The 21,652-nt window shown below is 55.0% G+C and carries 16 protein-coding genes; 5 read left to right on the plus strand and 11 right to left on the minus strand.

Annotated features, from left to right (window positions below):
- Window positions 1-40 precede the first annotated feature (40 nt).
- Entirely contained in the window at window positions 41-1,495 is a 1,455-nt protein-coding gene (gene phoQ, locus ED901_RS09160; protein ID WP_056778829.1) for a two-component system sensor histidine kinase PhoQ, read from the plus strand.
- Window positions 1,496-1,630: 135 nt separating this feature from the next.
- Window positions 1,631-2,752, plus strand: a complete 1,122-nt coding sequence (locus tag ED901_RS09165; RefSeq protein ID WP_122095726.1) for a cupin domain-containing protein — start codon at window positions 1,631-1,633, stop codon at window positions 2,750-2,752.
- Between the two features lie 60 nt (window positions 2,753-2,812).
- On the opposite strand, the gene ED901_RS09170 is transcribed toward ED901_RS09165, so the two are convergent.
- The 6 genes from ED901_RS09170 to lolC all read right to left on the minus strand — a co-directional run bounded on the left by ED901_RS09170 (window position 2,813) and on the right by lolC (window position 9,049).
- Entirely contained in the window at window positions 2,813-3,448 is a 636-nt protein-coding gene (locus tag ED901_RS09170) for a hypothetical protein (RefSeq protein ID WP_122095727.1), read from the minus strand.
- A 194-nt stretch (window positions 3,449-3,642) separates the two neighbouring features.
- Window positions 3,643-4,872: a peptidase T gene (gene pepT, locus ED901_RS09175; RefSeq protein WP_056778821.1), complete on the minus strand. Its 1,230-nt coding sequence runs from the start codon at window positions 4,870-4,872 to the stop codon at window positions 3,643-3,645.
- A 142-nt stretch (window positions 4,873-5,014) separates the two neighbouring features.
- Entirely contained in the window at window positions 5,015-5,845 is an 831-nt protein-coding gene (cobB, locus tag ED901_RS09180; RefSeq protein ID WP_056778819.1) for a Sir2 family NAD+-dependent deacetylase, read from the minus strand.
- A gap of 54 nt (window positions 5,846-5,899) precedes the next feature.
- On the minus strand, window positions 5,900-7,150 hold the full coding sequence (lolE, locus tag ED901_RS09185; RefSeq protein ID WP_056778814.1) for a lipoprotein-releasing ABC transporter permease subunit LolE: 1,251 nt from the start codon (window positions 7,148-7,150) through the stop codon (window positions 5,900-5,902).
- Window positions 7,150-7,854: a lipoprotein-releasing ABC transporter ATP-binding protein LolD gene (gene lolD, locus ED901_RS09190; protein WP_056778810.1), complete on the minus strand. Its 705-nt coding sequence runs from the start codon at window positions 7,852-7,854 to the stop codon at window positions 7,150-7,152. The genes lolE and lolD overlap by 1 nt, the downstream gene beginning before the upstream one ends.
- Window positions 7,847-9,049, minus strand: coding sequence for a lipoprotein-releasing ABC transporter permease subunit LolC (gene lolC, locus ED901_RS09195; protein ID WP_122095728.1), 1,203 nt, complete (start codon window positions 9,047-9,049; stop codon window positions 7,847-7,849). Before lolC ends, lolD begins: the two co-directional genes overlap by 8 nt.
- Window positions 9,050-9,287: 238 nt before the next feature.
- On the opposite strand from lolC, the gene mfd reads away from it, so the two are divergent.
- The gene (mfd, locus tag ED901_RS09200; protein WP_122095729.1) at window positions 9,288-12,731 is read left to right on the plus strand and encodes a transcription-repair coupling factor; all 3,444 of its coding nucleotides are present in this window, start codon (window positions 9,288-9,290) and stop codon (window positions 12,729-12,731) included.
- A 71-nt stretch (window positions 12,732-12,802) separates the two neighbouring features.
- Here mfd and ED901_RS09205 read toward each other — a convergent pair whose 3' ends face one another.
- From ED901_RS09205 to ED901_RS09215, 3 genes are read right to left on the minus strand one after another with little or no spacing between them, the layout of a single operon-like run.
- A complete protein-coding gene (locus ED901_RS09205) occupies window positions 12,803-14,044 on the minus strand; it encodes a cytochrome c (protein WP_122095730.1) in 1,242 nt (413 codons plus the stop codon).
- Window positions 14,044-14,592, minus strand: coding sequence for a (2Fe-2S)-binding protein (locus ED901_RS09210; protein WP_122095731.1), 549 nt, complete (start codon window positions 14,590-14,592; stop codon window positions 14,044-14,046). The genes ED901_RS09205 and ED901_RS09210 overlap by 1 nt, the downstream gene beginning before the upstream one ends.
- Window positions 14,589-17,378, minus strand: a complete 2,790-nt coding sequence (locus ED901_RS09215; RefSeq protein ID WP_122095732.1) for a xanthine dehydrogenase family protein molybdopterin-binding subunit — start codon at window positions 17,376-17,378, stop codon at window positions 14,589-14,591. Before ED901_RS09215 ends, ED901_RS09210 begins: the two co-directional genes overlap by 4 nt.
- A gap of 218 nt (window positions 17,379-17,596) precedes the next feature.
- On the opposite strand from ED901_RS09215, the gene ED901_RS09220 reads away from it, so the two are divergent.
- Together ED901_RS09220 and ED901_RS09225 are read left to right on the plus strand one after the other, a co-directional pair.
- Entirely contained in the window at window positions 17,597-18,211 is a 615-nt protein-coding gene (locus ED901_RS09220) for an NTP transferase domain-containing protein (RefSeq protein WP_122095733.1), read from the plus strand.
- Window positions 18,198-19,181, plus strand: a complete 984-nt coding sequence (locus ED901_RS09225) for an XdhC family protein (protein ID WP_122095734.1) — start codon at window positions 18,198-18,200, stop codon at window positions 19,179-19,181. Before ED901_RS09220 ends, ED901_RS09225 begins: the two co-directional genes overlap by 14 nt.
- Window positions 19,182-19,251: 70 nt before the next feature.
- Here the strand turns inward: ED901_RS09225 and ED901_RS09230 are convergent, their stop codons facing one another.
- Together ED901_RS09230 and ED901_RS09235 are read right to left on the minus strand one after the other, a co-directional pair.
- Entirely contained in the window at window positions 19,252-19,788 is a 537-nt protein-coding gene (locus ED901_RS09230) for a glycine zipper 2TM domain-containing protein (RefSeq protein ID WP_056779168.1), read from the minus strand.
- A gap of 325 nt (window positions 19,789-20,113) precedes the next feature.
- The gene (locus tag ED901_RS09235) at window positions 20,114-21,418 is read right to left on the minus strand and encodes an NAD(P)/FAD-dependent oxidoreductase (RefSeq protein ID WP_056778787.1); all 1,305 of its coding nucleotides are present in this window, start codon (window positions 21,416-21,418) and stop codon (window positions 20,114-20,116) included.
- Between the last annotated feature and the right edge of the window lie 234 nt (window positions 21,419-21,652).

Consider the following 21,652-nt stretch of genomic DNA (forward strand, 5'->3'; position numbering starts at 1 on the left):
GTTTACTACCGCCTGATGCCTCACTACGTAAGGACGCGTCATGAAAGGACGTACTAAAAAACCCTTCTCCCTGCGCGTGCGTTTTATGATGGCGACGGCCGCCGTTGTGCTCGCGCTTTCACTGGCCTACGGGCTGGTGGCGGTGGTTGGCTACATGGTGAGTTTCGATAAAACGGCCTATCGCCTGCTGCGTGGTGAGAGCAATCTCTTCTTTAGTCTGGCGCAATGGCGCGAAGGCAAACTCTCCATCAATGTTCCGCCCGATCTGGACCTTAATACGCCCACGCTGGTGTTTATTTACGACGCCGACGGTAAATTGCTGTGGGCGGAACGCCGCATCCCGGAACTGGAAGCTCAGATCAACAAGGCCTGGATGAATAAACCGGGTTTTTATGAGCTGGATACCGACACGCAAATCAGCAGCGAAGTGTTGGGGAATAATCCGCAGGCGCAGGACAAGCTGAAAGATTACGACGACACCGATGCCAACGCCATGACGCACTCCATCGCGGTGAATACCTACAATGCCACGGCGCGCCTGCCGGCACTGAACATCGTGGTCGTCGATACGATCCCGCAAGAGTTACAGCGTTCCGATCTGGTCTGGGAATGGTTCAGTTATGTGCTGCTGGCCAATCTATTGCTGGTGGTGCCGCTGCTGTGGCTGGCGGCGTACTGGAGCCTACGGCCCATCAAAGAAGTGATCCATCAGGTCGCCGAACTGGAAACCCATGAGCGCGAATCGCTGGATGAAAATCCGCCGCGCGAGCTGCTCGGGCTGGTGCGCAATCTGAACATCCTGTTGCACGGCGAACGTGGGCGTTACGATCGCTATCGCACCACGCTGGCAGACCTGACTCACAGCCTGAAAACGCCGCTGGCGGTGTTGCAGTCCACCCTGCGCGCCCTGCGCAATGGCAAACAGATGACCATCGAAGAAGCTGAACCGGTGATGCTCGAGCAAATCAGCCGCATCTCTCAGCAGATTGGCTATTACCTGCACCGGGCCACCCTGCGCTCAGAGCAAAATTTACTGATCCGCGAAGTGCATTCGGTGCCTGCGATCCTCGACGGTTTGTGTTCGGCGCTGAACAAGGTGTATCAGCGTAAAGGGGTGGTGATCACCGTCGATATCTCGCCGGAAATCACCTTCGTCGGCGAAAAGAATGACTTCATGGAAGTGATGGGCAACGTCATTGATAACGCCTGTAAATACTGTCTGGAGTTTGTGGAAATCAGTGCGGTGCATACCGAAAACCAGCTGGTGATCCTGATTGAGGATGACGGCCCTGGCATTCCGGTCAGCAAACGTGAAGTGATTTTCCAGCGCGGGCAGCGCGCCGATACCCTGCGTCCGGGGCAAGGGCTGGGACTTTCTCTGGCGAACGACATCATCGAGCAATACGACGGCCAAATTATCATTGGCGACAGCCCGCTCGGCGGGGCCAGCATGCGGGTTTGCTTTGGTTTACAGCAAGGCATCGAACTCGAATAACAGACGACGGGTGCAATCTCCGGCAAATTTCGGTGCTTTATTCAGCGGAGTACGAAATTTGCTGGCAATTGCCCAACGCAGCCGCAACACCTTCCGTTATAATCCTTTACAGACCCACCTTCTTTTGGAAAAAAAATGGATTACAAACTAGACCTGGACTGGAACGATTTCCTGCAACGTTACTGGCAAAAACGTCCTGTCGTGTTAAAGCGCGGTTTCAAAAATTTCGTCGATCCTATTTCTCCGGATGAACTGGCCGGTCTGGCAATGGAAAGTGAAGTCGACAGCCGTCTGGTCAGCAATCAGGACGGTCGCTGGAACGTCAGCCACGGACCATTTGAGAGCTATGATCATCTGGGCGAAAACGGCTGGTCGGTACTGGTTCAGGCCGTCGATCACTGGCATGAGCCCTCCTCGCATCTGATGACGCCTTTCCGTCATATTCCTGACTGGCGCATGGACGATTTGATGATTTCTTTCTCGGTGCCCGGCGGTGGCGTAGGCCCGCACCTTGATCAATATGACGTGTTTATCATTCAGGGCACCGGCCGCCGCCGCTGGCGCGTGGGCGAAAAAATCGCCATGAAACAACACTGTCCGCATCCGGATTTGCTTCAGGTTGAGCCGTTCGAGGCCATTATCGACGAAGAACTGGAACCTGGTGATATCGTCTACATTCCGCCGGGCTTCCCGCATGACGGCTATTCGCTGGAGAATTCCCTCAATTATTCAGTGGGTTTCCGCGCGCCGAACACCCGCGAAATGATCAGCGGATTTGCCGATCATGTCCTTTCCCGTGAACTGGGAAGCCATCGTTATACCGATCCGGATCTGGTTGAGCGCGAACATCCGGCTGAAGTCCAGCCTGCCGAGCTGGATAAGCTGCGCGGCATGATGCTCGAACTGATCAATAACCCTGAGCATTTCAACAGCTGGTTTGGCGAATTCATCTCACAGTCACGTCATGAACTGGATCTGGCTCCGCCGGAACCACCGTATCAGGCGGGTGAAATCTATGAACTCATGGCGTCGGGCGAAACGCTTGAACGCGTCGGTGGTTTGCGCGTACTGCGCGTAGGGGATGTGTGTTACGTGAACGGCGAAGCGATGACGTCTGAACAAACCGCCGCCGTTGACGCCATGGCACGCCACAAGACGGTGACCCGTGAAATGCTCGGTGATGCGCTTGACGATCCGTCGTTCCTCGCCCTGTTGCCTGCACTGGTGAACAGCGGCTACTGGTATTTCAACGACTGATATTGATAAAAAAATAAGGGCACTCTGATGCCCTTATTTTCACCACTCATAGTTGAGAACTCAGCGTAAACGAAATGCTATTTTGAAGGGATTTAGATTCACCGTCTTTGCTGCTAAAACTAATTTCACCGCCATATTCTTATTACGTAATTCATTACAAACAACCGCAATACGTTTAGGTGTTTGCACGTAAAAGTTGCCGTCCAACATTCCGAACACACTATGTCTGAGCGGAGAATTTACTAAACCCGCTTTTATAACCCTGGCCACGATATGTGCGCAATTCTTCGATAACGACTGAAATGAGGGTGAAGCTTTTGAAAAGCAAATTTCTCGCCATGCGTGAAGCATTGCCGCTTCATCAAGTGATTTCAGGCCGTATATAACGTCAGGGCTACAATCTTCTCTTGAACAATCTCTTTCATAACCATCCGACGCCCGGGCAGGATATTTTCTGAAAAGAAATTTGTCATCTTCAAACTGAGGCCACCAGCTTACATAAGTACTTTCATAAGCAATCGGACCAATATACATAGCCGCATGCCCTAAATTCCCGCCACCGGTATACCAGATAAAAACCCATGCATTTATTTTGTGATTTATAACATCGGAAGGTATTCTTTTCTCGATAAATTTCTTAATCCCGTCAACTGTTTGCAGCATGGCCGATTGATGTTCTGTCTGTGCTGTTTCCACGTTATCTCTCCATAATTAACCTGCCAAAATTATGGCATTGATGGAGGCGTAAATATAATGTCATTAATGAATAGAGGTATTATTGATATTGATGGGGGTTATCGTTGATATTCAGATAAACTGTAAGTAATCTCTGCGGGTCATTTAATAAACACCTCCGGATTTAATAATAAATCCGGAGGTGTTTAATCAACTTATCTCGATTTCTCTGCGGTGAGCTCTGCAATACGCATAATCACGGACACCGCTTTTTCCATTCCTTCCAGCGTGACAAATTCATGTTTACCGTGGAAGTTATAGCCGCCGGTAAAAATATTCGGGCAAGGTAAACCCCGGAAAGAAAGTTGTGCGCCATCCGTACCGCCGCGAATGGGCTTCATGATCGGTTCAATATCACAATCCTTCATTGCCTGTTGCGCCAGCGCAATAATGTGCGGATGCTGGGCCACTTTATCGCGCATATTGTAATAGTGATCGTCGAGCGTCACTTCAATATAGCAATCCCGGTGCAGGCCTTTGCCGACCAGATGCGCGATATCAATAATCTTTTGCTTACGGGCTTCGAATGTCACTTTGTCGAAGTCACGGATGATGTAATGCATTTCCGCGCGTTCAACGTTGCCCTTAATGGTGGTCAGGTGATAGAAACCTTCATAACCTTCAGTCTGTTCCGGGGTTTCATCGGCGGGTAATTCGCTGTGGAACCGGGTGGCGAGAGAGAGTGCGTTCACCATCACGCCTTTCGCACTGCCGGGATGAACATTATTACCGACGATTTTAATGGTCGCTGAGGCAGCATTGAAGTTCTCGAACTCCAGCTCCCCTACTCCGCCACCGTCAACGGTATAAGCCCACTCTGCGCCAAAAGCAGGAATATCAAAGCTTTGTGCGCCTTTGCCGATTTCTTCATCCGGCGTAAAAGCAATGCGGATCGGCCCGTGCGGCACATTGCTGTTTTGCAGACGCACCATCGCGGTAATGATTTCCGCGATACCCGATTTATCATCAGAACCAAGCAACGTTTTGCCGTCTGTGGTGATGAGCGTCTGGCCCAGTAACTGATGTAGCACCGGGAACATCACCGGAGAAAGCACTTCATCACCGTTACCCAGCGCAATATCGCCACCACGGTAGTTTTCGACTACCTGCGGATTGACGTGTTTGGCGGTGAAATCGGGGGCGGTATCAAGGTGGGAAATAAAACCGATAACCGGTACTTTCCAGGCCACATTGCCCGGCACCGTAGCCATGACGCAGCCTTTATCACTGAGCGTTACCTGTGAAAAGCCCAGCGCCATCAGTTCATTACGCAACGCCTGCGCCAGCTTAAGCTGTCCGTCAGTGCTCGGCGTATGTTTTACATTGGGCTTTGATTGGGTATCGAAAGAAACATAGTGAAGAAAACGGTCAAGCAACTTATCCATTTGGGTATCCTCTGGCGGCTGTATTTTATTATGCGCAGCATGAATACCGTGAATATTGCGTCAGGTCATTTTTCACCAAGTTTACGCAAAGAACTCTTAGGATCAGGCGCAATTTTTGGGATGTATCGTTAAAAAAGCCCGGCTATGACCAGGCTTCATCCTTCTTCGTCAGGAATTTATGCACGAATTCAGGCACCACTTCGCTCGCCAGCCCGTAGTGTTTCATATCAAATTCACTTTCAACCTGACTGGGTTCGAGGTTGAGTTCCACCGCACAGGCGCCGCCGATGCGCGCTTCATGAACAAATCCCGCTGCCGGATAAACATGGCCGGAGGTGCCAATCGCCACGAAGAAATCCGCCTTTGCCAGCGCATCGTAGATGTTATCCATACCCAGCGGCATTTCGCCAAACCACACAATATGCGGGCGCAGCGGAGCCGGGAACTGGCAGCAATGACAGCGATCGTCAACGCTCAGATCACCCGGCCAGTCCAGAATTTGTCCTGACTGGGTGCAGCGCACTTTCAGCAATTCGCCATGCATGTGCAGCACGCGTGAACTGCCTGCGCGCTCATGCAGATTGTCGATGTTCTGCGTAACCAGCAGGAAATTGTCACCGAGCGCTTCTTCCAGCGTGGCCAGCGCGTAGTGTGCGGCATTAGGTTTGAGATCGTCCTGCTGCAACTGGCGGCGGCGTTCATTGTAAAAGCGCTGCACCAGCTCAGGGTCGCGGCGATAACCTTCCGGCGTCGCCACATCTTCCACGCGATGTTCTTCCCATAAGCCATCGGCAGCACGGAAAGTCCGGATGCCGGACTCGGCGGAAATCCCCGCGCCGGTGAGCACCACCACGAACGGTTTCTTCAATGACGCGGCGGCCATTGAATCACGGTGGAAAATGTTCGACCGGAACCGCTGATGCCGGATACGTTTATTTTTGCGAAACCGACACAGACGATGACGTGTGCGCATGAAGTGCTCCTTACTCTCTGTGTCTGAACATAAAGGCTGTTTTTGACAATGTGATCACTGACCGCCACTGAGTACCCGGGCCGGATCGATACGGCTTGCACGGCGCGCAGGATACCAGCTGGCCAGCAAACTCAGCACCAGTGCGGTAAACAGTACGCCCGCCACGTCAGTCCAGTGAACTTCCGATGGCAGGAAGTCGATGAAATAGATGTCGCCCGACAGGAACTGATGTCCGGTAAGCTTTTGCAGCGCGTTAATGATATTGGTCAGCTGGAACGCGGCGATCACGCCGATCACTACCCCGGCGATGCTGCCGACCAGCCCGGCCAGTAAACCGTACCAGATGAAGACGGCGCGGATAAGCCCGTCTTTCGCGCCCAGTGTGCGCAAAATCGCAATATCACTGCTTTTATCTTTCACCGCCATCACCAGCGTCGAAACGATATTAAAACAGGCTACGCCAATCACCAGCACCATCGCCATATACATAATCGCGCGCACCATCTGGATATCGCGGTACATATAGCCGTAAGTGCCCACCCAGCTGCTGATGTAAACATACGCCTGCGTCACTTCACCGGCGTCGTGCACCAGTTTTTGCGCGGCGAAAACATCGTTCACTTTGATATCGATACCGGTGACGCTGGTACCCATATCCTGATATTGCTGCGCATCAGCCAGTGGCACCATGCCGAGGCTGTGATCAAGCTGGCCGCTGAGTTGCAAAATGCCGGTGACCTGCAAACGGATCCGTTTTGGCTGCAACAGCTTCATTTCAGGATCGCTGTTTGGGATCATCACCGTCACCCAGTCGCCCTGCTTCACACCGACCGCATCGGCAACGCCTTTACCAAGGATCAGCTGTTGCTCCCCGGCTTTAAAATTCTGCCATGCGTTGTTTTGCACAAACTTCGGCGCGGCGCTTACGCGGGGTTCACTCTGCGGATCTACGCCTTTAAGCTGAATCGCGCGCAATTTTGCGCCGTGTTCGATCAGACCGTTGAACTGGATATACGGCGCAGCGGCCACAATGCCCGGCACTTTTTCAACACGTTCCAGCACGCCCTGCCAGTCATTGAAAGGCTGATTCACCGGACGAATTTCACCGTGAGGCACCACCGCCAGCACGCGATCTTTCAGTTCGCGTTCGAAGCCGTTCATCGCACTCAGACCGACGATTAGCACCGCCACACCCAGCGCGATACCTAAGGTCGAAATCACCGAAATCAGCGACACCATGCCGCTGCGACGGCGGCCACGGCTGAACCGCAGGCCGATCAGTAAGGAAAACGGAATGCCTGACATTACTTCGCTCCCAGCAACATCGAATCCTGCTGCAACCTGCCGTCGCGCATTTCGAGCTGACGCGTCAGGCGGTTTGCCAGTTCCAGAGCATGCGTGACCACCAGAAACGCGGTGCCCTGACGCACGTTCAGTTCGCCCAGCAATTCAAAGATACTGTCGGCATTGCGCTGATCCAGGTTACCGGTCGGTTCGTCGGCCAGCACCAGTGAAGGATTATTGACCAGCGCACGGGCGATCGCCACACGCTGACGCTCGCCGCCGGAAAGCTCGGAAGGACGGTGATGGCTGCGGTGTTGCAGCCCAACGGCTTCAAGCATCGCCATCGCACGTTCCTGCACTTCGGCGGATTTCTTTTTACCGATCAAAAGCGGCATCGCGACGTTTTCCAGCGCGGTGAAATCAGGCAGCAAATGGTGGAACTGATAGATAAAGCCGAGCTCGCGGTTGCGCAGTTCTGATTTCGCGGAAGAAGACATCGAATTCAGCGACTGGCCTTTAAAAATGACTTCGCCGGAGGTCGGTGAGTCCAGACCCCCCAGCAAATGCAACAACGTACTTTTACCGGAACCTGAGGTGCCAACGATCGCCATCATTTCGCCCGGCTGCATGGCAAATGTCACGTCACGCAACACGTCGGTGCGCAGTTTGCCTTCCTGATAAGTCTTACAGAGGTTGTCACACTGCAATAATAAAGAATTACTCATAACGTAAAGCCTCTGCGGGGTGGGTGGCAGCAGCGCGCCAGGAAGGATACAGCGTAGATAATAAAGCAATGATCATGGCGGCCAGCGCGATAACCACTACCTGAACCGGTTCAATATCGACCGGCAGCGACGCGCCATCAAGCATCAGCCCGATAGCCGGCATAATTGTATTGAGCTGGGTCGCGAGCACCACGCCCAGTACGGCACCGAGCAGCGCGCCGATCACACCGGCACTGGCGCCCTGCACCATAAATACGGCCATGATCTGACGGCGGCTTAGCCCCTGCGTTTGCAGAATCGCCACTTCGCCTTGTTTTTCCATCACCAGTAAACCCAGCGAGGTAATGATGTTGAACGCGGCAACCGCCACGATCAGGCTAAGTAGCAGGCCCATCATATTTTTTTCCATGCGCACGGCCTGGAACAGCTCACCCCGACGCTCACGCCAGTCTTTCCAGCTGGTGCCTTCCGGCAGCTTCTGAACGCTCAGGCTGTCGACATCCAGCGGTTTATCAAGGAATAAACGCCAGCCGGTCACGTTGCCTTTCGGATACAGCATCAGACGTGAAGCATCCTGGATATTGACCAGCATCTGATAACCATCGACTTCGCTGTTCGCTGAGAACGTGCCAATCACGGTAAACAAACGCTGACTTGGCACACGCCCGACCGGCGTGAACTGGCTGACGCTGGTCACCATCAGACGCAGCTTATCGCCACGACGCACTTTAAGCTGTTGCGCGAGCTGATCGCCCAGAATGACGTTGTATTTACCGGGTTGCAGCTCCTGCTGGGCAACACCAATCATATATTTCGCCAGCGGATCCTGCTGTGTCGGATCGACACCGAGCATGACACCCACGGCCACGCTGCCGGGGCTTTGCAGCACCACGTCACCGGTGGTCAGAGGCACAGCGCGGTTGACACTTTTCAGCGCCGTTATCTGTTGGTGGGTAATTTTTTGAGGATCCAGCGATCCGGCCGGTGTGGTCACCAACGCCTGAGGCATCAGACCCAGAATATTTCCTTCCAGATCCTTCTCAAAACCGTTCATGACCGACAGCACCGTGACCAGCGCCATCACCCCGAGGGTAATGCCAATGGTGGACAGCCAGGAGACAAACCGCCCAAAGCGGTCCGAACCACGCCCGCGCATGTAGCGCAGGCCTATGAATAACGCGACAGGTTGATACATGACTTCCGTTTTAAGTGCTTGGCCGCAAATAAGTGCATGGCGCAGACTAAAGTGATGAAGGATAATAAAGGCTAGCACCGCTTTATGGAACCATTAACCCAAAGTAATCGGTTTAATCCCGGGGCTCTTTTGTCCTTTTTTATTGCAGAGCCGGGTTGACCCCGATTGTATGCGCATCGCAAGATACGGTCTGCTAATTGGCCCCCTGCTGCCGCCAAACGAGAACGCAAAACAGCCTATGTCTCAAGATTATCGTTATTCATTGCCTGAACGCCCCGGTGACACCCGCCTTTTAGGGCAACTGACCGGCTCCGCCTGTGCCCTGGAATGCGCCCAAATCAGTGAACGCCATGCGGGCCCGATCATGCTGATTGCACCGGACATGCAAAATGCCCTGCGTCTGCGCGATGAAATTCAACAGTTTACCGATCATAAAGTGCTGAGCATTTCGGACTGGGAAACCCTGCCCTACGACAGTTTCTCGCCACATCAGGAAATCATCTCTTCGCGCCTTTCCAGCCTTTATCAGCTTCCAACCATGGAGCGCGGCATCATTATTTTGCCGGTGAATACGTTGATGCAGCGCGTCTGCCCGCACGAGTTTTTGCACGGCCACGCGCTGGTGATGAAGAAAGGCCAGCAACTGTCACGCGATAAACTGCGTTCACAGCTGGAACAGGCCGGTTACCGCAGCGTCGATCAGGTGATGGAGCACGGTGAGTTTGCCACCCGTGGCGCCCTGCTCGACCTCTATCCGATGGGCAGCGATGAGCCTTTCCGCATCGATTTCTTCGACGATGAAATCGACAGTCTGCGCACATTTGACGTCGATACACAGCGCACACTGAGCGAAGTTGATCACATCAATTTGTTGCCCGCGCATGAATTCCCGACCGATAAAAATGCCATTGAACTGTTCCGCAGCCAGTGGCGCGAGAAGTTCGAAGTTCGCCGCGATGCCGAACACGTGTATCAGCAGGTCAGTAAAGGCACGTTCCCGGCCGGGATTGAATACTGGCAGCCGCTGTTTTTCAGCCAGCCGCTGACCACCTTATTCAGCTATCTTCCGAAAAATACGCTGGTGCTTAATACCGGCGATCTTGACGTTGCTGCCGAGCGTTTCTGGCAGGACGCCAACCAGCGTTACGAAAACCGCCGGGTGGATCCGATGCGTCCGCTGCTCGAGCCTGAAAATCTGTGGCTGCGCGTGGATATCCTGTTCGCTGAACTCAAAGCCTGGCCGCGCGTTCAGCTGCGTACCGATTCGCTGCCGAAAAAAGCCGCGAACACCAATCTCAGTTATGAAAAGCTGCCGGATTTATCTGTTCAGCCACAGAATAAAGCGCCCATGGATAACCTGCGCCGCTTTAATGAATCCTTTGCCGGCAGTCTGGTTTTCTCAGTCGAAAGTGAAGGCCGCCGGGAAACGCTGCAGGATTTACTGGCGCGCATCAAACTGATGCCGCAGCTCATCACCCGTATTGAAGAAGCTGAAACGGCCGGTCGTTACATTATGATTGGCGCCTGCGAACGCGGTTTTCTGGATGCCGATAAACAGCTGGCGCTGATTTGTGAGAGCGATCTGCTCGGCGAGCGCGTGGCGCGCCGTCGTCAGGATAGCCGCCGCACCATCAACACCGATACGCTTATCCGCAATCTCGCGGAACTGCGCCCCGGTCAGCCGGTGGTGCATGTCGAACACGGCGTGGGCCGGTATCTGGGGCTGACCACGCTCGAGGCCGGTGGCATCAAAGCCGAGTACCTGATCCTGACCTATGCGGGTGAAGATAAACTCTATGTGCCGGTGTCGTCCCTGCATCTCATCAGCCGTTATGCGGGCGGTGCCGATGACAGCGCGCCGCTGCACAAACTCGGGGGCGAAGCCTGGTCAAAAGCGCGGCAAAAAGCCGCCGAGAAGGTGCGCGACGTGGCCGCCGAGTTGCTGGATATTTACGCCCAGCGCGAAGCCAAAACCGGTTTCGCCTTCAAACACGACAAAGAACAGTATCAGCTGTTCTGCCAGGCCTTCCCGTTTGAAACCACGCCGGATCAGGCACAGGCCATCAATGCCGTACTGACCGACATGACACAGCCGCTGGCGATGGATCGTCTGGTCTGCGGCGACGTCGGTTTCGGCAAAACCGAAGTGGCGATGCGCGCGGCCTTCCTCGCCGTCGCCAACAACAAGCAGGTGGCGGTGCTGGTGCCGACTACGCTGCTGGCGCAGCAGCACTTTGACAACTTCCGCGACCGCTTTGCCAGCTGGCCAGTGCGCATCGAAATGATGTCCCGTTTTCGCAGCGCCAAAGAGCAGCAGGCGGTGATCGAAGAAGCCGTGGAAGGCAAAGTGGATATTATTATCGGCACGCACAAACTGCTGCAAAGCGACCTGCGCTGGAAAGATCTCGGCCTGCTGATTGTCGATGAAGAGCACCGTTTCGGGGTACGCCACAAAGAGCGTATCAAAGCGATGCGTGCTGACGTCGATATTCTGACCCTGACCGCCACACCTATCCCGCGCACGCTGAATATGGCGATGAGCGGCATGCGTGATCTGTCGATTATCGCCACCCCGCCAGCGCGGCGTATGGCGGTGAAAACCTTCGTCCGCGAATACGACAGCCTGGTGATCCGCGAGGCTATCCTGCGTGAAATTCTGCGCGGCGGGCAGGTGTATTACTTATTTAATGATGTCGAAAATATCGAGAAAGCCACTGAGCGCCTGGCGGAACTGGTGCCGGAGGCGCGTATCGCCATTGGTCACGGTCAGATGCGGGAACGCGACCTCGAGCGGGTGATGAATGATTTCCACCATCAGCGTTTCAACGTGCTGGTGTGCACCACGATCATCGAAACCGGCATCGACATCCCGACGGCGAACACCATCATTATTGAACGTGCCGATCACTTTGGTCTGGCGCAGCTTCACCAGCTGCGTGGCCGTGTCGGGCGTTCGCACCATCAGGCGTATGCTTACCTGCTGACGCCGCCGCCGAAAGCCATGTCTGTTGATGCGCACAAACGCCTCGAAGCGATCGCCTCACTGGAAGATCTCGGTGCAGGTTTTGCGCTGGCAACGCACGATCTGGAAATTCGTGGCGCAGGCGAATTGCTCGGCGAAGGCCAGAGCGGACAGATGACCAGCATTGGTTTCACGCTGTACATGGAATTGCTGGAAAACGCCGTGGAAGCGCTGAAAGAAGGCCGCGAACCTTCGCTTGAGGATCTGACCACCAGTCAGACCGAGGTCGAGATGCGCATGCCTGCCCTGTTGCCGGAAGAATTCATTCCTGACGTCAATACGCGATTGTCGTTGTATAAACGTATCGCCAGTGCGCGCAATGAAAGTGAACTGGATGAGCTGCGTGTCGAACTGATCGACCGTTTCGGCTCCCTGCCGGACGGCGCGCGCAATCTGATTCAAATCGCCATACTGCGTTTAAAGGCGAAAGATCTGGGTATCAAACGCATTGAAGGCAATGAGCGCGGCGGCTTCATTGAGTTTGGCGATAAAAACCGTGTCGATCCGGGCCACCTGATTGGCCTGCTGCAAAAGCAGCCGCAGGTGTATCGTCTCGACGGCCCGACCAAACTGAAGTTTATGCTGGATCTGACTGACCGGCCAAAACGGCTGAAGTTTGTCAGCGAGATGCTCGGAGAATTCGCTGAGCATGTGATCTGAGGGTCTGGTGATGAAAAAAAGCCCGGTGAACATATCATTCACCGGGCTTTTTTATGCCTTCAGGTTAACCGCTATGGCTTACGCAGGGCTTTCACCTGTTCCGGTGTGATGTCTCCCGGCAGGCCGCCGAAGGTCACACGCAGGTAATTCACCATTTCAGCGATTTGCGCGTCGTTCAGTCGATCAGCAAAACCCGGCATGGACTGCATGCTTTCACCGTTAGGGAATTCCTGCGCCGGTAAACCGTCGAGCACCGAAACGATCAGGTTGCGGCCATCCGGCTGGCGCAATGTGGCGTTATTTTGCATCGCCACCGCAACATGCGGTTTGCCTGCGCCGTCAGCCATATGGCACCCGGAACACTGGTCGAGATAAGTGATCCGGCCAGCGTCATTGCCGCCCTGCGCGATGCTCACCGGTACCGCGGCAGGCGGCTTGTCGCCCAGTAAATAGGTGACAATGGCGCGATGATCTTCTTCAGTCAGATGACGGGTGCTGAGATCAATAACCTTGTGCATCTCATCAAACGCTGAGCCCTGGGGTGCAAAACCGGTGGCAAGAAAACGGCTCAGATCGGCCGGGTTCCAGCCACGCTGCGCCAGTGCATCCGGGGTGATCGCCGGTGCGGTGATGCGCCCGAGTGTCCCGCCCTTAAGGTTATTCTCCGTGTCCATCTGGCCGAGTTTGCCGCGCGGCGTATGGCATTCGCCACAGTGGCCGAGCACGTCCGTCAGGTATTTCCCGCGCTGCCAGTCGGCAGAATGCCCCTGCGAGCTGGCTGGCATCGGGTCAGACGTGCGGAACAACAGATTCCAGCCAATCATCGCCATGCGCTGATTGAACGGGAATGGCATTTCGTTTTCCGGCACCGGCAAATCCACCACCGGGCGCGTCATCAGAAACGCATACATATCGTCAGAATCCTGACGGGTCACGCCTTTGTACGAGGTATAAGGCATCGCCGGATACAGATGACGCCCGCCCGGCGCCACGCCTTTGGTCAGCGCCAGATAGAAATCCTCAGAGGTCCAGCGGCCGATACCGGCGTCAGCAGAAGGCGTCAGGTTGCTGCCGAAGATTTTGCCGAACGGTGTTTCCAGCGGATAACCGCCCGCCAGCGGTGCGCCGCCGGAGGCCGTGTGGCAGGCCGCGCAGTCAGACGCCTGCACCAGATAGCGGCCACGTTCTGTCTGCGCGGTGTCCGCCGTCACTTTCTGCACCGGTGCATCCAGCGTGCGGTTTTCCCGCCACCACAACACCGCAATAACGATGATAATCACCGCCAGCAGCGCGAGGAAAAGACGTTTTTTCATCACGCGTGCTCCCTGATCAGACCCGGCGTTTTCAGCACAACATCACGCACCGCTTCGTAGTAACGCACATAGCCTGTACAGCGGCAAATGTGGTTTTCCAGCGCACCGTTGATAGCACCTTCCAGCTCATGGAGCGCAATCGGATGTTTTTCCAGGCGTTCCAGCAGCAGCGTCGCGGCATTCACAAAACCGGGGGTGCAGTAGCCACACTGGAAACTGTAATGTTCCAGAAACGCCTGCTGAACCGGGGATAACGTCACGTCGCCCTTATCGTCGGTTTTGGCATGGCCTTCCACGGTACGGACTTTTTTACCGTTGAAAAAATGCGCGCCGGTAATGCAGGTACGCACCTCTTCGCTGGTGCCGCTGTCGTGATCGAGAATAGCCACGCAGGCATGGCAGATGCCCTGACCGCAGCCGAGGCGGCAGCCGGTCAGCGCGACGTATTCGTGCAGGAAGTCGATCATCATCAGGCCTTCAGGTACGTCCAGCGGGCCGTAATGTTGATTGTTAATGGTCAGCTCTAAGGGCTTAGTTGGGATGCTCATTGTAAAACCTCACGAATATTTTCAGCACGAACGGGCAAATCACGGAAACGGTGGCCGGTGGCATGGGCGATGGCGTTCACCAGCGCGGCGACGACCGGGATCATCACCACTTCGGCCATGCCTTTCGGCGGATCGGTTTCCGACAGCGCAGGCAGGATGTCGCTGGTCTGTTTCCAGACCGCCACATCGCTGGCGCGCGGCAAATGGTAACGGTTGAAATTCCAGGTTCCGTTGCCCGGCCCGTCTTCGTACAGCGGTAAATACTCGTGCAATGCGTGGCCGATCCCCATCGCCAGCCCGCCCTGCAACTGGCCGGACACCAGCTCAGGCACGATCAGGTTGCCGCACTCCATAATGGAATGGTGGGTGAGTAATTCGACCTTGCCGGTGGCAATGTCCACCGCGATTTCAGTCAGGGTGCCGACCGCGCTGTAATAGGTCACGGAGGCGTTGTTACGCTGCGTCGGCGGATAATACACCGCGTCACGCGCCAGCGTGCGGAACTCGCCCGCACCGTTTCGCACCGCCATGCCATCCACCGGAATGCGCTGGCGCACCGTGTTCAGAGTGAAATCGGCTTCCGCCCATTGCCAGCGGTTGAAAACGTGTACCGCCGCGCCGGTCATGCCGTTCATTTCGTAGACTTTTTTCGCCAGCGTTTCGAGGCTGAGAATTTGCATGCCGTTGGCGGTCAGGCCGCCTTCAACCCAGCGGGCATCTTCCTTGCGCACGATGTACGGCGCGGCCTGTCCGCCGCCGATGCCGGTTTGCCAGATAGCCATCGCCGCAGGCCATAACCCCTGGTCGAAAATCAGACGCGCGGCTTCGCGGGTGCTGTGGGAGAAATAATAGGCGGAGTTACTGGCGCTGGACGGCGAGCAGTAAGACGGCGACCAGCGCGGATTGGTTTGCAGTTTGTCCTGCTCTTCCTGCGACATAATGTACGGGTCGCCGCTGGTTTCCACCGGCAATACCGACCAGTCGGTCACTGAGAAATGCGCCTGTTCAGCCGGTTTTCCCAGCCATTCGGCGCACAATACGGATTGCGACGTGGACATCCCCGTGCCCATTTCTGCGCCGCTGTGCCACAGGCTGATTTCGCCTTTTTCACTGAGTTCCACGCGAGCGAAAGAGGTTTCCGCGCCGGTGCCGAAGTCTTTCTGCACACAACCAAAACCGACGCCATAACGTTTACCCGGATTCTGGCTTTCGTATTCGGCTTTGCGCTTCTGGCGCTGCGTCCATAACGGATGAACGGCGGCTTTTTCCAGCACTTCATCCGCGCGAATTGCGCCCGCAGGAATGGCGCCCTGGGTGTTTTTCATGCCCGATTTCAGGACGTTGCGCAGACGGAACGCAATCGGATCCAGTTTCAGTTCGGCGGCCAGTTCATCCATCATCATTTCGGTGGCGGCCATGCTTTGCAGCGTGCCGTAGCCGCGGGCTGAACCGGCATCCAGCGCGCGCGACGCCAGCCCGACGGCTGAGAGATCACTTTTCGGGAAGTAGTAAATCGACTGCGCGGCGGTCGCACCCACCATCACCACCGACGGCGTAAAGTTGCTGCGCCCGCCGCCATCTGCGGTCATTGCTGCATGGAATGACTGCAACATGCCGGTTTCACGGTTAACCGCGATGTCGTAATTCATATCAAACGCGTGGCGTTTGAGGGAAGACTGGAACTGCTCGAAGCGGTCATTGGCCAGACGCACCGGCAAACCGTCGCCGTACATCGCCGCGACGGCACCGTAATACGGGAAGTTGTAGTGATCTTTCGAGCCGTAGCCGACGGTGTAACAGGGATGCATAATCAGCGTTTTCACCGTGCGGTGCGATTTCGCCATCATGCGTGGCATTTCGTCGGCCACTTCCTGCGGCGACTGGGTTGGCACCACCATATGCAGCGTTTGCGTCGCCGCATCGTACCAGCCGTTGGCGTTATCCGGCTCGAGGGCGGAAGTATCGACGGACTGCGTGGTGAATTTGCGCGACATCACCAGCCAGTCCTGTGGCGGAGAGTTGAGCTCATCGGCCATTTCCCCGGCGTAGAACATACCCTGTTCATCCAACTTACCGCCCTCGCGCCCTTCCGGCCACACCGGCAGATGTTTGCGCATACTGACCGGGAAAACCGGCATGTCTTTCAGGCTGGAGAATTTATCGTCTTCAAAGGCGGTTTCACCCCCTACGCGCACAAAGCGGAAGGTTCCCCAAGGATCCCTTTCCAGCGGGCCGGTCTTCTCACCGTAGCGCACCACGCTGTCTTTGAACTTGAGGGCGTTTTTGGCGAAGCGGAATTTCGCGAAATCCTGATACACCAGAATCGCCACCGCCTGCCCCAGATAAGCCGGGGTTTTGCCTTCCGGCAGCAGCATGTCTTCACCATAGAATGCCGGGAAGGCCAGGCCGTCACGCGCCAGCACGTCGGCGGTCACCAGCTGATCGGGCTGCAAATCATCGCCCAGCAGAGAGAGGTCTAACCCGGTATAAATTTTGTCGGCCTGGGTCACGCGAAGGATAAAGGCATGCGCCTGTTTTTGCGGCCAGTGTGGCATGTCCTGCGCGCGGATATCGCGGGCAAACACCTTCTGCCCCATGACTTTCGCCTTTCCGTCAATGCGGAAACGGACGCGTTTGTTTTGTGCGTCCCATTGTGGCGATTGCAGAATTTTTTCTTCAAACAGCGCTGCGTATGCACGACTGTGCAGTGGCGCGAGATAAACGGAGACACCAGCGATCACAGCGCCTTTAACAAAGCGCCGCCTGGACGGGTTGAAATTGCTCATAAAGTTCCTTGCTTCTTATTGTCTTTCTTATAGTGCGGCGCTTTTACAATTTGTCATAAATTCTAAAAATACCGTTTAACGCGGGCGATTATAGGCAGTCATGTTGCGCTAAGTAATGACGTAATACACATTTTTAATATTTCGTTCACAATTTTGCGCAATAAAATGGGATAATTAATCCTGTTGCGCAAACAATGTACAAAAGGGATGCAAGGAAAATGGCAGGTATTATTCTTCTCGCCGCAGGGCTGGGGAGCCGGTTTATCGCCGCCGGAGGCAAAGGTAATAAGCTGAATGCAATATTGACCCAAACAGCACAAAATGCTGCCACCCTTTTTGACCTCACCCTCCGGCAGGTGCTGAGCAGCGGGCTGCCGGTGCGCGTGGTTACGCGTGCTGAAAACCGGCAGGTGCAGGCAACTTGCCTGCGTGAAGGGGTACCTTTCACGCTGACACAGAGCGCCGGCACCGGGGGTTCCGTCGCGGCCGGGGTGCGCGATACGCCAGACTGGGACGGGTGGCTGGTTCATCTTGCCGATATGCCTTTCGTCACGCCGGATATTTTTGCCGCCGTGGCCGCTTCCCTGCCTCTGAAGCCCGTGGTTCGGCCTTACTGGCAAAATCAGCCGGGACATCCGGTGGGTTTTGCCCGCCCGATGCGGGACGCCCTTTTACAACTTCACGGTGACCACGATGCCAGGGAACTTATCCGCAGCCAGCCGCTGTTACGCCTGGATGTCACAACGCCCGCCGTGATCACCGACATCGATTTGCCGGAACAACTTTCTCTTTCTGCGCTTTTTTCAAACGGATCTCCGCATGCAGCATCTTGATAATCAGGTTATTTCTCAGGCGCATGAATGGCTGACGCATCAGCCGGTGTGGTTGTGTACTGTTCTGACGACGTACGGTTCCTCCCCGCGCGCGCCCGGTGCCTTACTGGCGGCGACCGGCAATGGCCGCTACTGCGGTTCGCTGTCAGGCGGATGTGTCGAAGAGGATTTCTTACGGCGCATTGCCGCCGGAGACTATCAGCAGGCCAGCCAGATTGTGCGTTACGGTGACGGCGGGTTAACCCCCGATGTCGCGCTGCCCTGTGGCGGATCGCTGGATGTGCTGATCGAATATCTGCCCGCAACGCAGGGCAATCTGGATTATCTGCAAAAAATGGGGATGGCGCTGGCCGGGCATTTTGCGCTGGATAAATCACTTACCCTGCCCGCCGCCTGCGATCATCTGGCGCTCACGGGCTATCACAGCGCCACCCAGGTGATGCGTGACGGTGACTGCGTCAGATTACACCTGGCGGCACCGCCGCGTTTGCTGATTGCCGGGCTTTCAAGCGTCGCGATCTACTGCGCAGACTTTGCCTGTGCGCTGGGCTTTGACGTGGTGGTGTGCGAATGCCGTGAAGAGGTGCTGGAAAATTTTCTGCCTGCGCTGAAAGCTGAGATCCGGCTGGAGAAACAGTTTCCGGCAAAGTATCTCGAGTTACAGGGTTGCCATGCCAATACGGCGATAGTCGCCCTGACCCATGATCCGCGCATGGATGACCTGACGCTCATGGAGGCAGTGAATACACCAGCGTTTTACATTGGCGCAATGGGTTCACAACGCAACAGCCTTCGCCGTCGTGAACGCCTGCAAACCATCGCGGATTTTTCCGCTGAGGATTTCGCCCGTCTTCATGCCCCCGTCGGCTTGTCCATTGGCAGCAAAACCCCCGCTGAGATTGCGCTGGCCGTCATGGCCGATATTGTGAAACACAAAAACGGCCTGAATGCAGCGGTTACTGCGGCCTGAGCACGTCATCAGAGATATAAAAAAAAGCCTGAGGTTTGCGCCTCAGGCTTTTATTTGCCACTTACCGGTATCAGGAACGGGTAAGCTGCAACTGACCGCTTTTATCCAGCGGGATTTGTGTGCCCGGATCGTGGTCCATACGCACTTTGCCCTGCTGATCGCCTATTTTATAGGTCACATCATAACCGAGCATTTTGTCTTCTTTGTCGTAGACGGTTTTACAACGTTGCTGCTGCGTGCTGTAGGTATCGTTATCCTGCATGCTGCTCTGTACACGGTTACCCGCATAGCCACCGCCCAGCGCACCGGCAACTGTCGCCACATCACGGCCACGACCGCCACCAAACTGATGCCCGAGAACGCCACCGGCGACAGCGCCCAGCACGGAGCCGGCGATCTGATGCTCATCCTGAACAGGACGACGGTGAGTCACGGTGACATTGCGGCATTCCTGACGCGGCGTTTTGATGGTTTCTTTAATTGGCGTCGCGCTGACAACCTGCGCGTATTGCGGGTCAGATGAAAAGACATTCATGCTCGCCACACCGGCAATGCCTAATGCCGCAGCCACACCAATACCGACCCCAGCTAACATTGACTTGTTCACAGGACTTCCTCCGAAAATGTTACCACGCATATTGCGCCTGACTCAGGACACATACCTCAGTGGAAAACTTCACATCCTGAGGTTCGGCGTGCGTGAATCGCCGGCTGTAAACTTGTTAAAGTTTGTACCTGGAATGGTTAAGGAACAATAAGACGAAGTCTGTAAGTGAGAGAAATGCGGGTGTAACGAGGTGTTTCAGAGCATTCTTAGCGGACAAACTAGTTTTCGGTGGCAGGAGCATCTGGTTAGCAATAAAAAAGCCTGCGGGAAGCAGGCTTTCAGTGTCCAAACCGTGAGGAAACGATTCAGCGGACAGTCAAAAAAATCAATGCAATTTTAGACGCGGGCGGATCACCCGGTTGATTCCGCCTACCAGCATCATCAGGCCGGTTTTGATGTAACCGTGCAACGCAATCTGGTGCATACGGTAAAGCGACACATACACCAGGCGCGCCAGACGCCCTTCCACCATCATCGAACCGCGCATCAGGTTGCCCATCAGGCTGCCGACGGTGCTGAAACGGGAAAGAGACACCAGTGAACCATGATCTTTGTAGACATAAGGTTTCAGGCTCTGACCTTTGCGCTGCGCCATGATATTAGCAAAGCAACGTGATGCCATCTGATGCGCTGACTGCGCGCGCGGCGGCACAAAACCACCTGAGGGCTGCGGGCAGGATGCGCAATCACCGATCGCATAAATGTCAGGGTCGCGGGTGGTTTGCAGCGTTGGCTCAACCACCAGCTGATTGATACGGTTGGTTTCCAGCCCGGCGATGTCTTTCATGAAATCAGGGGCTTTGATACCCGCCGCCCAGACCATCAGATCGGCATCAATGAATTCGCCAGACTTGGTGTTAAGACCGTTTTTATCCGCACTGGTGACCATCGTTTGGGTCAGAACGCGCACGCCCAGCTTGGTCAGCTCCTGATGGGCCGCCGCAGAAATACGCGGTGGCAATGCAGGCAGAATACGTTCACCGGCCTCGACCAGCGTGACGTTCAGCGCTTCACTGTCCAGCCCTTTAAAGCCGTAGCTGTGCAGCTGTTTCACCGCATTATGCAGTTCAGCAGACAGCTCAACGCCGGTCGCGCCGCCGCCGACGATAGCAATGTTCACTTTCTTTTGCTTATCTGCGCTGGCTGAGAATTTGAGGAACAAATTCAGCATTTCGTTGTGGAAACGGTGCGCCTGATGCGGGTTGTCCAGGAAGATGCAGTGATCTTTCACGCCCGGCGTGCCGAAGTCATTAGAGGTGCTGCCCAGCGCCATGACCAGCTGGTCATAAGCGATATCACGCACAGGCACCAGCATTTCGCCGTTTTCGTCGCAAATTTCAGCCAGCTTGATGGTCTTATTTTCACGGTCGATATCGGTCAGTGAACCAATCTGGAACGTGAAACCGTGGTTACGTGCATGCGCCAGATAGCTCAGGGCATCAACACCATCATCCAGGCTGCCGGTAGCCACTTCATGCAACAGTGGTTTCCACAGGTGGCTGTGATTACGGTCGACCAAAATGATCTCCGCTTTCTTTTTACGGCCAAGCTTGTGCCCGAGGCTGGTCGCCAGTTCCAGACCGCCAGCGCCGCCGCCAATTATGACAATTTTCTTCATTGGTGATGTCAAAATGACCCCCTCAAATGTGAACCATTTGTTATATAAGAGTTAAAAAATAATCCTTATATTACATAGGGTTGCTTAAGTTAATTCGGTATCTGAGTGGGAGGATATCATGCGTGGTGATTTGGTCATACCAAAATTGATGTAGGTCAATTTAAAATGATTTGGTCTGATTGCCCTGATGAAATGGCACGCATTTTGACATTTTTAAATCAGGCAGTTAGCGCGTTTAGCGTGAAA

Origin of the sequence: Rahnella sp. Larv3_ips, from assembly GCF_003697865.1 — a bacterium.
GTDB classification, from domain to species: domain Bacteria; phylum Pseudomonadota; class Gammaproteobacteria; order Enterobacterales; family Enterobacteriaceae; genus Rahnella; species Rahnella rivi.

Bases quoted from the DNA above. Each gene is read 5' to 3' on its own strand.
- phoQ (WP_056778829.1), top strand. From the start codon at position 41: ATGAAAGGACGTACTAAAAAACCCTTCTCCCTGCGCGTGCGTTTTATG.
- ED901_RS09165 (WP_122095726.1), top strand. From the start codon at position 1,631: ATGGATTACAAACTAGACCTGGACTGGAACGATTTCCTGCAACGTTAC.
- pepT (WP_056778821.1), bottom strand. From the start codon at position 4,872: ATGGATAAGTTGCTTGACCGTTTTCTTCACTATGTTTCTTTCGATACC.
- cobB (WP_056778819.1), bottom strand. From the start codon at position 5,845: ATGCGCACACGTCATCGTCTGTGTCGGTTTCGCAAAAATAAACGTATC.
- lolE (WP_056778814.1), bottom strand. From the start codon at position 7,150: ATGTCAGGCATTCCGTTTTCCTTACTGATCGGCCTGCGGTTCAGCCGT.
- lolD (WP_056778810.1), bottom strand. From the start codon at position 7,854: ATGAGTAATTCTTTATTATTGCAGTGTGACAACCTCTGTAAGACTTAT.
- lolC (WP_122095728.1), bottom strand. From the start codon at position 9,049: ATGTATCAACCTGTCGCGTTATTCATAGGCCTGCGCTACATGCGCGGG.
- mfd (WP_122095729.1), top strand. From the start codon at position 9,288: ATGTCTCAAGATTATCGTTATTCATTGCCTGAACGCCCCGGTGACACC.
- ED901_RS09205 (WP_122095730.1), bottom strand. From the start codon at position 14,044: ATGAAAAAACGTCTTTTCCTCGCGCTGCTGGCGGTGATTATCATCGTT.
- ED901_RS09210 (WP_122095731.1), bottom strand. From the start codon at position 14,592: ATGAGCATCCCAACTAAGCCCTTAGAGCTGACCATTAACAATCAACAT.
- ED901_RS09215 (WP_122095732.1), bottom strand. From the start codon at position 17,378: ATGAGCAATTTCAACCCGTCCAGGCGGCGCTTTGTTAAAGGCGCTGTG.
- ED901_RS09220 (WP_122095733.1), top strand. From the start codon at position 17,597: ATGGCAGGTATTATTCTTCTCGCCGCAGGGCTGGGGAGCCGGTTTATC.
- ED901_RS09225 (WP_122095734.1), top strand. From the start codon at position 18,198: ATGCAGCATCTTGATAATCAGGTTATTTCTCAGGCGCATGAATGGCTG.